Annotated in this window: 16 protein-coding genes; 14 read left to right on the forward strand and 2 right to left on the reverse strand. The window is 37.1% G+C overall.

Annotation, left to right across the window (positions count from 1 at the left end; translation table 11 throughout):
• The first annotated feature begins 71 nt into the window (after window positions 1-71).
• The 5 genes from D3P96_RS01775 (at window position 72) to D3P96_RS01795 (ending at window position 5,804) form a co-directional block, all read left to right on the forward strand.
• Window positions 72-1,268 carry an MFS transporter gene (locus D3P96_RS01775; protein WP_124942679.1) on the forward strand — a complete coding sequence of 399 codons (1,197 nt, stop codon included), beginning with the start codon at window positions 72-74 and terminating at the stop codon, window positions 1,266-1,268.
• Window positions 1,269-1,462: 194 nt separating this feature from the next.
• Window positions 1,463-2,296: a helix-turn-helix domain-containing protein gene (locus D3P96_RS01780; protein ID WP_124942680.1), complete on the forward strand. Its 834-nt coding sequence runs from the start codon at window positions 1,463-1,465 to the stop codon at window positions 2,294-2,296.
• Window positions 2,297-2,624: 328 nt separating this feature from the next.
• Entirely contained in the window at window positions 2,625-3,494 is an 870-nt protein-coding gene (locus D3P96_RS01785) for a glycosyltransferase family 8 protein (protein ID WP_124942681.1), read from the forward strand.
• 557 nt (window positions 3,495-4,051) lie between these two features.
• Window positions 4,052-4,465: a hypothetical protein gene (locus tag D3P96_RS01790; protein ID WP_148091214.1), complete on the forward strand. Its 414-nt coding sequence runs from the start codon at window positions 4,052-4,054 to the stop codon at window positions 4,463-4,465.
• 331 nt (window positions 4,466-4,796) lie between these two features.
• A complete protein-coding gene (locus D3P96_RS01795) occupies window positions 4,797-5,804 on the forward strand; it encodes a D-2-hydroxyacid dehydrogenase (protein WP_185696062.1) in 1,008 nt (335 codons plus the stop codon).
• A 55-nt stretch (window positions 5,805-5,859) separates the two neighbouring features.
• Here D3P96_RS01795 and D3P96_RS01800 read toward each other — a convergent pair whose 3' ends face one another.
• A complete protein-coding gene (locus tag D3P96_RS01800; RefSeq protein WP_124942684.1) occupies window positions 5,860-6,696 on the reverse strand; it encodes a metallophosphoesterase family protein in 837 nt (278 codons plus the stop codon).
• 173 nt (window positions 6,697-6,869) lie between these two features.
• Between D3P96_RS01800 and D3P96_RS01805 the strand changes: the two genes are divergently transcribed.
• The 8 genes from D3P96_RS01805 to D3P96_RS01840 all read left to right on the forward strand — a co-directional run bounded on the left by D3P96_RS01805 (window position 6,870) and on the right by D3P96_RS01840 (window position 15,621).
• The gene (locus D3P96_RS01805) at window positions 6,870-7,175 is read left to right on the forward strand and encodes a hypothetical protein (protein WP_124942685.1); all 306 of its coding nucleotides are present in this window, start codon (window positions 6,870-6,872) and stop codon (window positions 7,173-7,175) included.
• Window positions 7,176-7,236: 61 nt separating this feature from the next.
• A complete protein-coding gene (locus D3P96_RS01810; protein ID WP_124942686.1) occupies window positions 7,237-8,019 on the forward strand; it encodes an ATP-binding cassette domain-containing protein in 783 nt (260 codons plus the stop codon).
• Window positions 8,009-8,824: an ABC transporter permease gene (locus D3P96_RS01815; protein ID WP_124942687.1), complete on the forward strand. Its 816-nt coding sequence runs from the start codon at window positions 8,009-8,011 to the stop codon at window positions 8,822-8,824. The genes D3P96_RS01810 and D3P96_RS01815 overlap by 11 nt, the downstream gene beginning before the upstream one ends.
• A gap of 443 nt (window positions 8,825-9,267) precedes the next feature.
• Window positions 9,268-9,990, forward strand: a complete 723-nt coding sequence (locus D3P96_RS01820) for a class I SAM-dependent methyltransferase (RefSeq protein ID WP_124942688.1) — start codon at window positions 9,268-9,270, stop codon at window positions 9,988-9,990.
• A gap of 774 nt (window positions 9,991-10,764) precedes the next feature.
• Window positions 10,765-12,141: an FAD-dependent oxidoreductase gene (locus tag D3P96_RS01825; protein ID WP_124942689.1), complete on the forward strand. Its 1,377-nt coding sequence runs from the start codon at window positions 10,765-10,767 to the stop codon at window positions 12,139-12,141.
• Between the two features lie 239 nt (window positions 12,142-12,380).
• Window positions 12,381-13,238, forward strand: a complete 858-nt coding sequence (locus tag D3P96_RS01830) for a glycosyltransferase family 8 protein (protein WP_124942690.1) — start codon at window positions 12,381-12,383, stop codon at window positions 13,236-13,238.
• Between the two features lie 119 nt (window positions 13,239-13,357).
• Window positions 13,358-14,734: an MFS transporter gene (locus D3P96_RS01835; protein ID WP_185696051.1), complete on the forward strand. Its 1,377-nt coding sequence runs from the start codon at window positions 13,358-13,360 to the stop codon at window positions 14,732-14,734.
• Between the two features lie 290 nt (window positions 14,735-15,024).
• Window positions 15,025-15,621, forward strand: a complete 597-nt coding sequence (locus D3P96_RS01840; RefSeq protein WP_124942691.1) for an NAD(P)H-dependent oxidoreductase — start codon at window positions 15,025-15,027, stop codon at window positions 15,619-15,621.
• 46 nt (window positions 15,622-15,667) lie between these two features.
• Here the strand turns inward: D3P96_RS01840 and D3P96_RS01845 are convergent, their stop codons facing one another.
• Window positions 15,668-16,108, reverse strand: coding sequence for a hypothetical protein (locus D3P96_RS01845; RefSeq protein ID WP_124942692.1), 441 nt, complete (start codon window positions 16,106-16,108; stop codon window positions 15,668-15,670).
• A gap of 183 nt (window positions 16,109-16,291) precedes the next feature.
• Here D3P96_RS01845 and D3P96_RS01850 point away from each other — a divergent pair, with 183 nt between their 5' ends.
• Entirely contained in the window at window positions 16,292-16,714 is a 423-nt protein-coding gene (locus D3P96_RS01850) for a MarR family winged helix-turn-helix transcriptional regulator (protein ID WP_124942693.1), read from the forward strand.
• Window positions 16,715-16,716 lie beyond the last annotated feature (2 nt).

The raw sequence follows: 16,716 nt of genomic DNA on the forward strand, positions 1-16,716 counted from the left end.
TCGTAGTAATGTATGATAGTATAAAAATCATCAAGTTTGGCTGGATTAATGAGCACATGTTGGAGGAGAATATGGTACTAAAATTATTCAGAAATAGACCGTTTTCTCTATTAACGGTTAGTTTTTTAAGCTCTTCAATAGCTAATTGGATTTATAAGTTAGCGTTACCGATTATTATTTTAGATAAGACAGGTTCCGCTTTTCATGCTGCTGGAATATTCGGATTTTCTTTTATACCATGGGTCCTATTTTCGATATTCGGTGGGGTTGTAGCTGATACATACACGAAAAGCCGGGTTTTATTCTTGGGTAACATAGTCAGTGCGATTGGTGCAATTCTACTAATCGTTGGTACGCAAATGCAACCTATTAATATATATGTGATTTACGGAATTGTGTTTTTAATATCATCCGCAGATCCATTAATTCATCCCAGTTTTCAAAGTCTAATTCCAGAAATCATTAATAAGAGGGAACTTGTTGCTGCAAATTCAATTATACAAACGATTGAAAATACATTATCGGTAGTTGGTCCACTGGTTGGTGGTGGGGTCGTAACAATTCTTGGCGGATATAATACCTTGTGGTTTTCTGGTATTTTTTTTCTGATTGCTGGCTTTATGACCTTGATGATTCATTCTCATCATGAAAAGAAAGTATTTAGTTTTAAAAAAATTTGGCAAGATACGGTAGTTGGCTTGAAGTATGTATTCAATCAAAAGGTTATCCTTAGTGGAGCAATGATGTTTTTCTTTGCGAATCTTGGAACAAATATGTTTGAAGCAAATTATATGTATTTTATGACCAAAGATCTAAAATTCAGTGTTGTGGATACCACGATTACAATGGCGATGAGTGGCGTTGGCGCACTTTTAGGTGGTCCCGTAGGTAGTAAAATAATTCCAAATTTTAAATCCGGGAAAATATTAAGCTTTAGCACTGTGGGGGCAGGGTTGCTTATTCTGTTATTGAATACAACGACGAATTTTATTTTATTAGGTTTAATTCTAGGCTGTATCAGTTTTTTTGGTACGATTAATGTCGTCACGTACTTTACGTTGCGACAACAAACTGTACCAATTAGCTTGCTTGGACGTGTTGTGGCAGTGACTCGGATGATGTCTTTTGCTTCAATTCCAATTGGTGCGTTCATTGGCGGTAAGATGTTAGCAGCGGGATTAGGAATGGCTACTGTCATTCTTGCAGCCGGGATCATACGGACATTAACCGGAATATTCGCTGCTTTTTCACAGTTAGGAAAAGAATAGTTTGTAAATCAAAAATCTTATAGTACATAAAGATAAGCAGTATTTTTGATTTTATTTACTATGAAGACGCTGAGCTATATTATTGCGTTTGAAACAAACTTTTATAATTAGGCTTAAGCGGATGATAGATATACGGTTATTGATCTGCTATCGTATATTTAAAATAAGATGTACATTATTGAGGGGATAATGGTATGGAAATTGGGAAAATGATAAGAAAGGCTCGACAGAGTCGTAATATGACTCAGGCAGCTTTAGCGGAAGGGATTGTTTCTAGAACCTCAATAGTAAAAATTGAAATGGGTGCCCAAAATCCCTCCTATGAAACAGTCGAAAAAATCCTTGAGAAACTAGGGTTATCAATCGTTGAACTGTATGAATTTGAAAATGACAGTATTGAATATCAATACAATCGCGTATTGTCGTCATTTAAACAACTTTTTAATTCGACACAACTTTCAGAAATCGAAGAACTTATCCGTGCAATCGATCGATTAAATGCAGATATGAATAACCAGGTACTCGACCACGTGCAAACTGTTCTAGAAGCATTTAGAAAAATAGATTCAGAGGATATCAATAAGTTAAAAGCGGAAGTCATGCCGGTATGGTCTTATTTAGAAAAAATTGATAATTGGTCAGAAGTAGATTTATATCTAATTAACTTTATTCTCTATTATTTTGATGCTATTACTGCTGAAAACATTGTCAAACATGCCGTGCAAAGAATTGACAATAATTATCCGAACTTAACATCGTTAAAGAATGCGCTGCTTGTCAATCTCACGTCATTGTTCATAAATCAAGGAATCTGGGATGCTGCTGAAAATTATCTCAAAGAAAGTATTGGGCTATCCAAAAAGTTAAAGCGTGTGGATTTAGTTTACATAAATCAAATCAGATTGGCATTAATTAATCGTGATACCTCAAAACTACATGATGTTCTGGAAAAATTAAATGAGTTAGGGGATGAACAATTGTATCTGGCAATGCTAGAAGAAATTCAAAAATATAATGAAAATTTGTGAGGAGGCTAGTGCGGCTGTTGCTTTGGCCGTCATATGAATGGTCCTTTATCGCAGACGAATGTGTACAATTTAGTATTGAAACATCCGCGAACCCGGAAGGATACATCGAAATTATCGTTAATCATTTAAGCATAAAAAGAGACCTGCCAATTTACTTTGGTAGGTCTCTTTTATGTGCATTCGGTTAGTGTTTTATGAAGGTGTTATAAGGAAGTTGTAGGGTAACCAAGAGAACTGGATTAACCCGAATGATGTATTAGTCGAATATAAAAAATATGCTTGTCAGTTCCATATGGTTATCTGTTGTAAAACCTGAGGAGGCTTTGTCATGTTAATGAGTATCGCGTCAACAACCGATGATAATAATACAGTTCCACTTTCGGTATTGTATACATCAATTTTAGAGAACAACTCTGATGTAGATTTCGATTTTTATATCGTTAATGATCATTTGTCCGCTAAGAATCAAAATTTATTGAAGGCATTTCCTAAAGTCTTTAAAAATTGTCAATCAGTTTCATTTTTGGATGAGACATCTGGATATTATGCGAAAGCCAATGCATCGTCGCCAGACAGTGCCATAAAAAAGAACACCTACTACCGAATCGAAATTCCGGAACAAGTTGATGTGCCGAGATTGCTTTACCTTGACTGTGACATGGTATGTCTTGGTGATTTAAAGACGCTGTGGGAAACAGATCTACATGGACAAGTGGTGGGAGCAGTGGAGGACCAGGGATACGTGAAGCGCCTTCAGGAGATGGGAATTGATGCAAGACCTGGTCGGTACTTTAATGCGGGATTATTATTAATTGATGTCGTACGTTGGCGTGCTGAAAATATTACTGAAAAGACCCGGAAGCTATGTAATGAACACCCAGAGAAATTACGTTATCAAGATCAAGACGCATTAAATGCAATCTTTGAGGGTGATTGGGTATATATTAATCCAAAATACAATTTACAGAGTCATTTGGCCAAAGGTGAAGGTGGTAAAAATCCCTTAGTTGAACGACAAGCAATTGAACAAGTTGCGCTTGATGCACCGATTATTGTGCATTATACGAATTTTGATAAACCATGGCTAGTTAAAGAGAATCATCTACATCCATTGCTACAGTATTATTATGATTATCTTGATTGTTTAATTCATGCGTTTGGTGACTTTATCACGACAGAAATACCAATTAATGAATGAAGATAGTTTCTCGAAAATAAGGTGGTACTTCATTGAAAATGTAACTAAGAGAGATTTAAAATCAGTGTTATAGTAGTAGCTGTGAAAGAGGCGTTTCCAATTTTGTGAGAAGCCTCTTTTTAATTTGATTGGGTTGCTCATCTCTTTTGCATATTAATAAGTTTAGTTTGTTTTAAAACCACAGATTGTTAAGTAATGCTAAGCGGAGAGATCAGCGGCTATGAAATAAATCTCAGATAAGGTTACATGTGAGAATATTTCAGCTAATAGTTATTACACTGAATTAGAGTTGTAAATGACGGGAAGCGAATCGTTATTAAACAACATTTATGATGGTTTAACTTAAATAAGTTAGATATAATAAAATATAAATTATATTAATTCGGAGAACTTAAATGGCTGGCAACGAAACTCGAAGTGCACGGAATCAATCTAAAAAGCAATTTTCTTGGGTTGTGGTTACGATACTTGCTATGGTTATTATTGGTATAGGTATAACTATTGGCGTTGTGCTGGGAAGTCAAAATAGCGGTCATGAAACTAAACATGACATGACAATGTCATCAAAAACATCAGACGTTTCAGATGATAGTAGTGGAATTGATTCGGAATCAAACACTGTGGATGAGAACACCTCAAGTACTGTTGTTTCGGAATCGAGTCAAACAGTTGATCCTAGTGAAAATGATGGAACGGCTTCTGAAGGTGACGATGAAATGATTAGTACGCTACCTTCAGATGTGAGTCCAGATGGCGCCGGAAATTATGTATCTGCAGATGGTATGACAGCATATATACCACAAGGCAACGGCAAGTATATCACTTTACCAACTAGTTCTACACCTTACACAGGTAGGGGCTATTTGAAGCAATTGCAACTGGCAGAATATAAGCGTGAAAACCTGGAAAAAGGGATAAATCAACTAAGCGATACACAAAAGCAAAACTTAGAAAAAATCGGGAAAAATTAATTCTTCGTCAATTATAAGTATTACTTAGAGTAGAAAAGAGAGGCTTACCAAGTGTTTGGTAAGTCTCTTTTTAGTGGCATGTTAAGTATTTTTTTAAGGCATTAAAATAGTCAAGTTCCTGGTTAATATGAATTAATAGGGCAGTGTGACTAACACGTGAATTACCGGTTTCAATGGACTCTTGATAAAGAGCCGAATAGGGAAGTTTGGTAATATTTGCTCTTCTGAATTGCAATAAGTTTAACTAGATGATAAAGTTCTAATAATGTAATTAATTTATCATTTTTAATTAAACGATGCGAAAAACTTTGAATAGTCGATTGGAGTGATTATTATGAAAATAAAGATGTTTAGTGTTCGACATGATGAACAACCAGCAATTCAACAGTGGGCAAAGGAACACAACGCGCACATTGAAACAACGTCTGATGATTTTAAAACAGATACGATTAATCAAGCCAATGGATTTGAGGTCGTTGTTATTGCACAACATGGTCCATTTGGAGGTCCATTTGGAGGCCCAGAAGTGTACCAGCAATTGGCGGATATGGGTATTCATCATATTGCTTTGCGTATGACTGGTTATGATATCGTAGATTTTAAGGCCGCGGATGAAAATGGGATTGTTGTAACGAATGTACCAGGTTACTCGCCACGATCAGTTGCTGAAGAAGCGTTAGCGCATACAATGATTCACGTGCGCCATATTGAAGAAGCGGAATCGCGTATGCGGGAACATAATTATTCGTGGGATGGATTGGAATCGTATGAAATTCACAATTTAACAGTGGGTATTTTAGGCGCGGGGAAAATCGGGAGTACCGTTGCGCGGATTTTTAAGGCACTAGGTGCAAGAGTCATTGCCAACGATATCGTTCAACGTCCAGAATTGGCTGACACACTTGACTATGTTTCATTTGATGAACTTTTAGATCAGAGCGATGTATTAACAGTTCATACAAATTTAGACAGTACGACGCATCATATTATCAATGAAGCGACCTTCAAAAAAATGAAAGATTCAGCCATTTTCATTAATTGCGCGCGGGGACCAATTGTTGATACAAAGGCTTTACTTGATGCAATTGAATCAGGTGAAATTGCAGCCGCAGGATTAGATACACTTGAAGGTGAGGAGAAGGTCATTGAGAACGATTTACGTGGAACGAATCAAGATGTTTCTCTTTTTGATCGTGTGATGGCATTACCAAATGTCTCGTTGACGCCGCATATAGGTTTTTATACTGATGCAGCTGTTCAAAACATGGTGACGATTGCTTTGAATGACATTGATTTAATTTATCATGGACAACCAAGTCCACATATTGTGCATGATTAGAATAGCCTCGTTTAGTGATGATCACTACACGAGGCTATTTTGTTTAAACATAGGATTAATTTGCCAAGAATTTTTTTAAGCCATTAACATAGTCATGTTCTTGTTTGAGCTGAGTTAGTAGTGCAGCATCACGGACACGGGAATTACCGGTTTCAATGGACTCTTGATAGAGGTCCGAATAGGGAAGATTGGCGCTTTTTGCTCTTTTGACTTCTTTAGGAATGTCGTATGAAATTTTTTTGAAATTAATTTCCGCAATTCCAGCATCATCAATCGTTAAAATGGCGTACTGTGCACGGCGGTCTTTCCCAAGCTTTTCGTGTGAAAAGTATGGCTCACCAACTGATCCAGGATTTACGACCATTTGATCGGCTGCACTATATCGTAATACTTGATGATGGATGTGACCGTAAATGGCGATATCGGTCTGTTGATTTTCAAAAAGAGCTTCAAAAGCAGGTGTATCGGCACCCGCAATCAATTCAGGACCATAATTAATATTGGGAAGATTGTGCGTCAATTGAATACTTAATCCATTTACCTCTTTGGTTGTTGATATCGGGGCGGTTTTTAAGCGATTAACATTTTTCTTTGATAAGTGATCATGAACATATTGAACTAGTGTTCCGACGTACACATCGCTGGGGTCATTAAAATCTAACGCCCCATCCATAACTTCGAAATAGCAATCATCCCAATTACCACGCAAAAAAACAGTCGTATTTACTTCATCAAGTAAGTCGAACAGATCATCTCCGCCTGGACCTGGCATTATTAAATCCCCTAAGAACCAAGTTTCGTCTATGTTTGATTGCTCAATGTCTCTAATGATAGATGATAGGGCAGTGTAGTTACCATGAATGTCTGAAAGAATTGCGATAGTTGTATTCATTTTTCTCATCCACTTTCTTAAAAAATTGTCGTTAAATAATTATATCATTTTTATCAATATTATAAACGCTGTTTTAAATGCGTTTTAAGGTGTAATATAAAATTAATTTCATTTAAAATTAATCAAATGTGATAAAATAGCAATACGATAAAACTTATTAAGGGAGCGCTGGGATGATATATTTAAAATTAATTATTGGAATATATGCGGTATTTACGTTAGTGGCTTCATTTCAAATGTATAAAGAAAATGGCGAACGTGTGAATATACTGACGGGTATTGTTAGTTTCATTATGGTTATTACAGCCATTTTTGCAGGATCAAAAACATTTTCAGTAGTGGGAATAGGCGGATTGCTCTATTATCAGGTAGCCGCTATTTGGCAAGGTATGAGTCATCATAATTTTCATTGGCAACATCATGCCGTAAGATTGGTGCTGACTTGTATCTTGATTGCTTTTTTAATTTATTTTAGATAAATGGTTCTCAATGAACGGGAAATTCAGCTAATTTAATAACAATAATTGTGAGGCGAACACGATGGAACTAATATTAGATGATGTGACATACAAGAATATCCTTCAGAATATATCACTTTCAATTAACGACGGAGATGTCATTGCCCTAATTGGTGCAAATGGAGCGGGAAAAACAACATTATTAAATATAATGATGGGATTACAACGACCTTCGAATGGGATCGTGAATTTAACAGAAGGTAAAATAGCAGCGGTTTTCCAAAATAATATTTTAGATGATGAACTCACTGTACAACAAAATCTTAAGTGTCGCATTGACGATAAAGTAGCCTGTGCAGATGCGCTAACAAGAACAAAAGATTATGAAATCAATCCGAAATACAGCTATGCACACATTTCTGGAGGACAAAAGAGAATCGTCAACTATCTTCGGGCAATGGCAGAGCGCCCAAGTTTATTGATTCTAGATGAACTAACCGCTGGCATTGATGCTGGCATGCGTAAAAAAATTTGGGATGAGCTTAATGAATATGTGAATCGTACGAAATGTGGCATAATCTTCACAACACATTTACTTGATGAAGTGGAAAATGCAAATAAAGTATTGTTTTTAGAAAATGGCAGCATAAAGTACTTTGGTGACATTAATGTATTTCTGCAACGTATGCCCAAAGTAAAGCTGGTGTTAGCAGAGACAAAAGAAGTGAGATACTTTGATAGCCCAGGGCACGCAGTGCATTTTCTGGAAAACAATCATTTAGAAAATACGGATTTTGAAATTCTCAAGACATCCTACACTGATTTGTTCCAGACTATGGAGGAGGTGAACACCTATGTACGCTAAATTAATTAAACGTAACCTCCTTATTTACACCCATGACAAAATGGGGATCTTTTTTTCATTTTTGGGAATGTTTATTAGTCTACTGATCTATATATTTTTCCTAAGAAATAATTTAATTGCATCGCTTTCACGCGTTGAACACGTCGGGAAGTTTGTTGACACATGGATGGTAGCAGGATTGATTAGTATTGTTGCATTAACAACGACATTAAATGCATTTGGACAAGAAATGGAAGATCGTAGAAACAATAAATTAGATGATTTTAGTGTGAATAGTGGACTGCGACTAAGCGCCATTAAGTGGATATATACGTTAACGGCAATTATCGAAGGGTTGGTATCTACCATTATTTTTGCTGTGATTTGTTTTGGATATTTAAGTATTAGGTATAGTGAAAATGCGTTTAATGGGCATTTCTGGATGAGCATTTTATTTAATAGTTTGTTGGTTGTTTTCTCGGCAAATTTTTTCACATTGATTTCAAGTTGCTTATCCACCATGGCAAGTTTTTCTGCACTCTCCGCAATTGTTGGCACCCTAGCTGGTTTTCTATCAGGAACCTATATTGTTTATGACGCTCTACCAAAGTTTATGCAAACAGTGCTAAATTATTGGCCCGGATACGAAATTGCTGCAATTACAAGAAATGAAATGATGCACGGAATTAGTTCTGGTGTACCAAATCGCGTATTAGATGCATTAGGCGTTAGTTCAAATATTGGAAGGGCAATGGCTATCGTAACAATAGGAACAATCATATGTCTGGTTATTAATTATATTTTGAGCCGAACGGAGAAGAAATAAATTAAAAAAAGTAGCTGTACAATGACTAAATTTCAAGTCACTAAGCTGTTTGTAGATTATACCTTTATGAACTGTGAATGGAATTCATCTTACCCCCGTTTACAAAAAATTCGATGAAACCGTGGATTTAAGAAAGGGAAGGTTGCCAACGCGTTTTATAAGCTTCGCACATCTGGGGGATTGAGCCGGGAGTTTTTACTTATCAACAATCCAACGTTGCGTCCAGGACGAGCCAAGGTTTGGCAAAAATTTTATTTTTAATTGATTATATAGAGAGTGCCCTTAAAGCACTCTTTTTTAGTATGGATTGAAAAAACAGAGCAAGATGGTTTCTCTGAGACAGGTGAATTGTACATTTTAAATGTTTCGACAAAAATATTTAAATGTTCTATTATTGATGGTAGTTGGTATGAAGTAGCTAGATACCGGTATGGGAGAACGGAATGAAAAATAGACTAAAAAATGGTCTTGATGCGCCATACATGACGATTGGATATTTGATAAGTGGCGTGATAGTGTTGACGTTTATTGCTTTTTTTCATAATTTCCGAGGAGTCGGATGGGCATTGCTATGGGGATTAATGTTAATCGCTGCAGGGTTAATTTCCTTACATACGTCATTGTATGGAAAAGCAGAGATATGGGATTGGATTATCGCAGATTTAAACATTAAGTCGGATAGTCAGGTCTTAGATTTGGGAACTGGTCATGGACTAACATTAATCAAATTTGCAGATCAGTTAGGGAGTAACGGGGGTGCAACTGGAATTGATTTATGGAATAGTCACGATCAACTAGATAACGGTAACAAACAGACTGAGGCCAATGTGAAAAATGCTAATTTAAAATGCTTTACTAATATTCTAACTGGAGATATTCGAAGTTTACCTTTTGAGGACAATTCGTTTGATTTTGTAACAAGTAGCTTTGTTATCCACAATATCAAATCAAAAGAAGAACGTTACAAAGCAATTTCAGAAGCATATCGTGTGTTAAAGCAAGGTGGTACGTTGGTAATTGTCGATACTGAAAATAAGCAAACGGAATATGCAGAAGTGCTCAATGATTTAGGTGCACAAGTAGTAGTAAAAAAATTGGGATTTAATGGTTGGTGGTCTGGTCCGTGGATGCCGTCGTATGAAATCAGGGTGAAAAAGAGTGCATGATGGCACTCGTTTTATTCTGATTGAACGGGGAAAGGGCTAACAGGGCAAAGAGGGCATGTAATTTTATTTGGACCAGAAACAGTGTAAATGTCACAAAAGTATTATTGAGCCCATCAGTCAGGCTTCACACAGAGATTGATTATGTATCGTTGTGTTTTACTTAATGCTTCAATTTGATGATCTTATATATGTATAAAATTGTCCAAATCTGACTTCAAAACGGGCGCTCGGTGGCACCTTAAAATGGTCACTTGTCGCTCGAATATCGCGTGTACCTGGCTCTCTCATTGATCTATAAAGGAGTTCGGAGACACTCGTGAAGAATACAACGAAATCATCGCTAAGTAATTAAACTTAAAAAGAGACTTACCAATTCATGTTGGTAAGTCTCTTTTTTTTGTTGGTCAAAACCATCGCAGAAATAATTGAATTTCTATTAACTAATTTGCTATTTTATGTTCAATTACAGTCAGTGCGAATAACTAAATGAAAAAAATTATGCCGATTTAACACTGATAAAAAAATAAATTTGATAAATTTTTGTCGATGAATTATGTATATCAAACTAATATGATGACTTGGGTGAATGATGAACAAAAAGCCTAAAGTGTTCATTATTGTATATATATGCTTTTAAATATTTAAAATAATCACCTGAAACGAAATTTGTTTTTAATGTTTTTTAAACATTCAGCAATCATACTACTGGAAAGTAAAGAGCAACGGCTTAACAGAAAATATGTAGGCCAAGGCATTATAGCATGGAGGCGAATCATGAAATATCTTATTGTTGGTGCATCGCATGGTGGACACGAGGCTGCATTAGAACTATTACACAAAGAACCAGAAGCCGAGGTGACTATCTTGGAGCAGGGTGACTTCATTTCGTTTATGTCTTGCGGAATGGAATTATACTTGACGAATAAGGTCATTGACGATACATCTGTGCGTAATTTTAAGCCAAGTGATTTAGAAGATTTAGGCGGAGTTGTCAAGAATAATAGTCAAGTGGTCGCAATTAATGCGGACGATAAAACTGTGCACGTTAAAAATACGGTTACAGGAATTGAAACTGATGAAACCTATGACAAATTAATTTTGAGTACTGGGGTCAATCCTGTTCAATTACCGGTTCCAGGAAATGACTTGAAGAATATTTTCTTAATGCGTGGTCATGACTGGGCGTTGAAAATTAAAGCCAAGTTAGCGGATCCCGCAGTACAAAATGTTGTGATTGTTGGGGCTGGATATATTGGGATTGAAGCCACGGAAGCTTTTGTTGGTGCGGGAAAGCACGTTACGTTGATTGATACACTTCCGAATGTATTGGGTGCATACCTTAATGAAGAAATGTCGGATAAGATTAAGCAACGACTTCAAACAAATGGCGTGGATGTGCGGATGCATGAATTTGTTCAAGCCTACATTGGTGATGCGGGCGTTCTTAGTGAAGTGGAAACTGACTCAGGAAGTTATCCAGCAGACCTTGTAATTGAAGCAGTTGGGGTTCAACCAAATACAGATTGGCTTCAGGGAACAGTTCTACTTGATCAAAAGGGTTGGATTAAAACAGATTCATTCCTCCAAACGAACCTACCAGATGTTTATGCAATTGGGGATGCGATTGTACCATTCTCAATTCCAGCAAATAAACCAATGCCAATTGCTTTGGCAACGACTGCGCGCCGTGAAGCGCAATATGTCGTCCAAAACATTACATCTGATAACGTAAATGCGAAACCATTCAAGGGTGTGGTTGGGACGTCAGCCCTTGATGTCCTTGGGTATTCATTTGCAACAGCTGGATTAAATCGGACGACAGCTGATCGTGCGAGCGTCGCGATGGAAACAGTTCATTACGAAGACAAGCGTTTGCCTTACTTCGTATCATCGCAATCGGGTAATGGGGATATTGCAGTTGACCTTAGCTATAACCCAGATACCCACCAAATCTTAGGAGGGGCAGTGTTAGCTGACGGGTATGATGTCACGGCACATGGTAATACATTAGCTCTAGCCATTTCACAAAAGCTGACGCTAGAAGATATTGCAGAAGCTGATTTCTTCTTTCAACCAGGCTTTGACCGCCAGTGGAGTGTGTTAAACCTAGCAGCACAACATGCACTAGGTTATGGAGAATTTACACGATAATTGATTATGGAAACCATTTTATTTTAAAAATGCAAATTAACCAACAAAAAAGAACCATTACCAGTTTTGGAATGGTTCTTTTTATGTGTATTCGGTTAGTTTTTTATGAAAGTGTTATAATGTACTTGTAGGGTAACCAAACGAACTGGAGTGACCCGAATTCTGTCTGAGTTAAATATGAGTAATATGCTTGTCAGTTCCATATGGTTATCTGTTTAAAAACCTGAGGAGGCTTAGTCATGTTAATGAGTATTGCGTCAACGACCGATGATAATAATGCAATTCCGCTTGCGGTATTGTATACATCGATTTTAGAGAATAATGCTACAGTGGATTTTGATTTTTATATCGTCAATGATCATTTGTCGACAGAAAGTCAAAATCTATTGCATGCAATTCCAACCGTTTTTAAGAATTGTCAGTCTGTCACATTTTTGGATGAGACTTCAGATAAATATGCACAAGCGAATGCCTCATCCCCAGACAGCGCCATCAAGAAAAACACCTACTATCGGATTGAAATTCCGGAACAAGTCGATGTGCCTAGGTTACTATACCTTGACTGCGACATGGTGTGCCTCGGTGATTTAACGCCATTATGGGAAACCGATCTGCACGGAAAAGTCGTTGGAGCTGTTGAAGATCAAGGTTACGTAAAGCGACTTCACGAAATGGGTGTTGATGACCGACCAGGACAATATTTTAATGCAGGATTGTTATTAATTGATGTTGAGCGTTGGCGTACTGAGCACATTACCGAAAAGACACGTAAGTTATGCAATGAGCATCCGGAAAGTTTGCGTTATCAAGATCAGGATGCCCTAAATGCCATTTTCGATGGAGATTGGGTTTATATTGATCCAAAGTATAACCTACAAAGCCACTTAGCTAAGGGTGAAGATGGAGAGAATCCAATAGTTGAGCGACAAGCCATTGAACAGGCAGCGCTTGAGGCACCAGTGATTGTCCACTATACGAATTTTGACAAGCCTTGGCTAATCAAAGAAAATCACCTGCATCCACTCCGCCAATATTATTATGATTACCTAGATCGTTTAATTCATGAACTGGGTAATTACATTACACTAAATCATTAAATTAACTAAAGACTTATCAATTTAATTTGGTAAGTCTTTTTTATATCTAAACTAAATTAGATTCAATCTAAATTGAGTGGTAAAATAGACATGTAGCAAAAAGGAGTCGGAGGCCTATTATGGAACAATCAATGACTAAACTCGAGCGACGCATGTTTATTGCAACGCTCTTGACTGGAACCTTTTCGATGTCGATTTCACAATCGGCATTGAGCACGGCATATCCAGCCTTTATGAATACATTTGGAATTAATTCAGCCACAGTATCATGGCTCACGACCGGCTTTATGCTCGTCATGACGCTAATGATACCAGTCAGCCCATGGCTATTGCATAACGTCCCATTCAAACGGTTGTTTCAAATCATTGAAGCCACTTTCGCAATCGGTACGTTAATCTGTGTGTGGGCGCCATCATTTAGTATGTTAATGATTGGACGGTTAATGGAAGCAATGGCGGTCGGTATTATCTTTCCCAGTTATCAGGCCGTGATGTTATCTATTACGCCTAAAGATGACCGTGGTTCGGCAATGGGAATTGCGGGATTAGTGATGGATTCGGCATTAGCCGTCGGACCGATCATTTCAGGAATCATTTTAACGTGGTCTTCATGGCAAAGTTTATTTATCTTTTTCTTCATTGTTTCAGTTTTAGTCTTACTTGTCTCAATTCGCACGATTAAGTCAGTCATGCCGATTGAACCCACACGTCTTGATTGGCAGTCAGTTATGCTTTCAGCTAGTTTTCCAATCATGTTGTATGCATTGACACTATTCACAAAGACAGATGTGACGCACGTTGTTGCCTGGGGGATGTTGTTCCTTGGCATGCTAATGGCAGCGTTTTTTGTTAAGCGAGAATTGCGCTTACCAAAGCCTATGTTGCAACTTCGGGTTTTCAAATATAAAAATTTCACCAAGTCAGTATTTATGACGGGGTTCTCGTATGTTGGATTAATTGTTACTACAATTTTAATGCCGTTATATTTCCAAGAATATTTACATGTATCACCATTGATTTCAGGGCTAGCATTAGTTCCAGCGGCGGTATTGCTCAGTTTTTTAAATCCATTGAGTGGTAAGATGCTTGATCGTTATGGTGCACGTGTTGTGTCATCGATCGGGATGAGCCTGATTGCAGTTGGATTTACTTGTATGGCAATTTTCGCGGGACATATGCAATTAATCATCGCGATGTTACTAGCGATGATGACCGAAGCGGGGAATGCTTTCGTGATGATGCCTTCAGTCACCGCTGGTGCAAATGCGATTCCGGAGGATTGGGTGTCAGATGGTACGGCTGTCACAACAACTGCTCGACAACTCTTTGGATCTGCCGGCGTCATGCTAGCGACAACTGTTTTGGCACAAAGCCAAAATGTAACGCATAGTCTGGGGTCTAGTTTTCAAGTGACCTATGGACTATTTGCACTTATCGGGATAATCGGATTGGGATTAGCGTTAACCTTACCAAATATCAAAAGAAAGCAAGCCTAAAAAATGACGTTTAAATCATTGATTTGAACGTCATTTTCCGTATTTTTTTTGAAGTAATTTCATCGAATTTCAAAAATATTTAAATTTGTATATTGCATATCAAATCAATCTATCAATATGGTTAATTTCACTGTTTCATCTATCAATAACGTGTCTAACAGTAAAATAAAACGATTATTTTAATGGTGCTCAGGCGCGTTTTACTATGATGTTTTTACTAGAGAAATGATTTTTTTCGATGATATGATATGTATGAAAAGTTATTTGTAAAAGACATGAGGTAAATGAAAATGAAAACAGTAGTTGTATATAACCATCCATATAAGAAAAGTTTCAATCACGCAATTCTAGAAAGAATTGTTTCAACAGTAAAGTCGACTGGTAACGAAGTTGATGTCATCGACTTGGATGAAGATAAATTTAACCCAGTGATGTCGACTGAAGATTTAGCAGCATTTGTGAACCAAAAACCAGTTGATGAAGTATCGATTGGATATATTAAACGCTTAAAAGAGGCGGATCATTTGGTGTTTGTTTTCCCAATTTGGTGGGAACTGATGCCGGCCATGATGAAGGGGTTTATTGATAAGGTGATATTCCCAGGTGGAACATATGAATATGCTAAGAATGGTATAACGATGCATAGTAAGCTCTCTAATCTACAATCAGCGACTATTGTGACGACGATGAATACACCGAAGCCGTTTTACAAGTTGATGTATAGTAATGCGATTCAGCGGGCAATGGTGCGAGGAACACTCAAATTATCAGGTATGAAAAATGTAAAATGGATTAGTATGAATATGGTGAAGATGTCATCTGACAAGAAGCGGAGTAAATGGTTGGATAAACTATCAACATTTTTTTTGAAAAAAATGGAGAATTAATAGCGCAATAAAAGAAGTCAGTTAGCATGCTAACTGACTTCTTTTATTAAATCGCTTTTACTTTTTCATTCGTCAAAACACGTGACAAGATAAATGCCAAACCCAAACCAGTCAAAATGACAATGACTAGGATAAATACCCTAGTATTTACGTGATGACTGAAGTGTTCCATGACTTCATACGTTGAGCTACAAGCTTTGATGTATCCAGCTAACGCGACGAAGAACCAGGCAACAGCTTTATTACGAAGCGAGTTAAAAGCTTTCAGCGCCGCTTTTTGTTCATCGGTTAGGAGGGTTTTAAGTTGATTTAGATCTCGTAAATGAATCTTTCGATTATCGAAATCGTGGTTACGGATTTCATTAAAATCAATACTTGATAATAAGAGATCCCGTTGTTCATCAAGTTCTAGATATGCTTGATAGAGTGGGAAGACGAATAGCAACCATTCAGCGATGCAGACCATCGTGGTACCAAAAACACCCATTTGTAATTACCCCTAGTTTACTAAGATTAGATGTAAATCTTATTCCTTTTAAATATTATTGTCAATTTAAGGCTTTTTTTTATTTTAAATAAGAGAGGTGGTTTTAAGTGTGATGCATGGGTTTGTTGATACCAATTGTTTGCAAAACGAATGATTGGTAAAATGAATCCAGAGGAATAAGCAATGATTGAACCAACAAACGGACAAATGATTGATGGATTAATTCATCAAATCGTATTTCAAGAACAGGCTAACATGGATGATGTGTTGATGCATGCGAATGTGAATGTGAATGCCCACCAAATGATGATACTAACTTATATTGAAGAAAATCCTGGGGTCATTCAAAAAGACATTGTGACGATGTTGAATCGTACCCCAGCAACAGTGTCAGCTGTTTTGACGAAGCTTGAAAAAGCGGGATTGCTGGAACGAAAGACGCCGGCTGATAATTCTCGCAATAAGCAGTTGTTTGTAGCACCTGAAGCGCGAAACTTAATCACTGACTTTAGGGTGACGCGAAATGAACTCGCATCAACGATGGTGAGTGAGTTAAACGAAACTGAACAAGCAACATTAATTCAACTTTTGCAAAAGTTGGTGTAAAT

The sequence above is a fragment of the Weissella viridescens genome (assembly GCF_003862435.1).
Classification (GTDB): Bacteria; Bacillota; Bacilli; order Lactobacillales; family Lactobacillaceae; genus Weissella; species Weissella viridescens_A.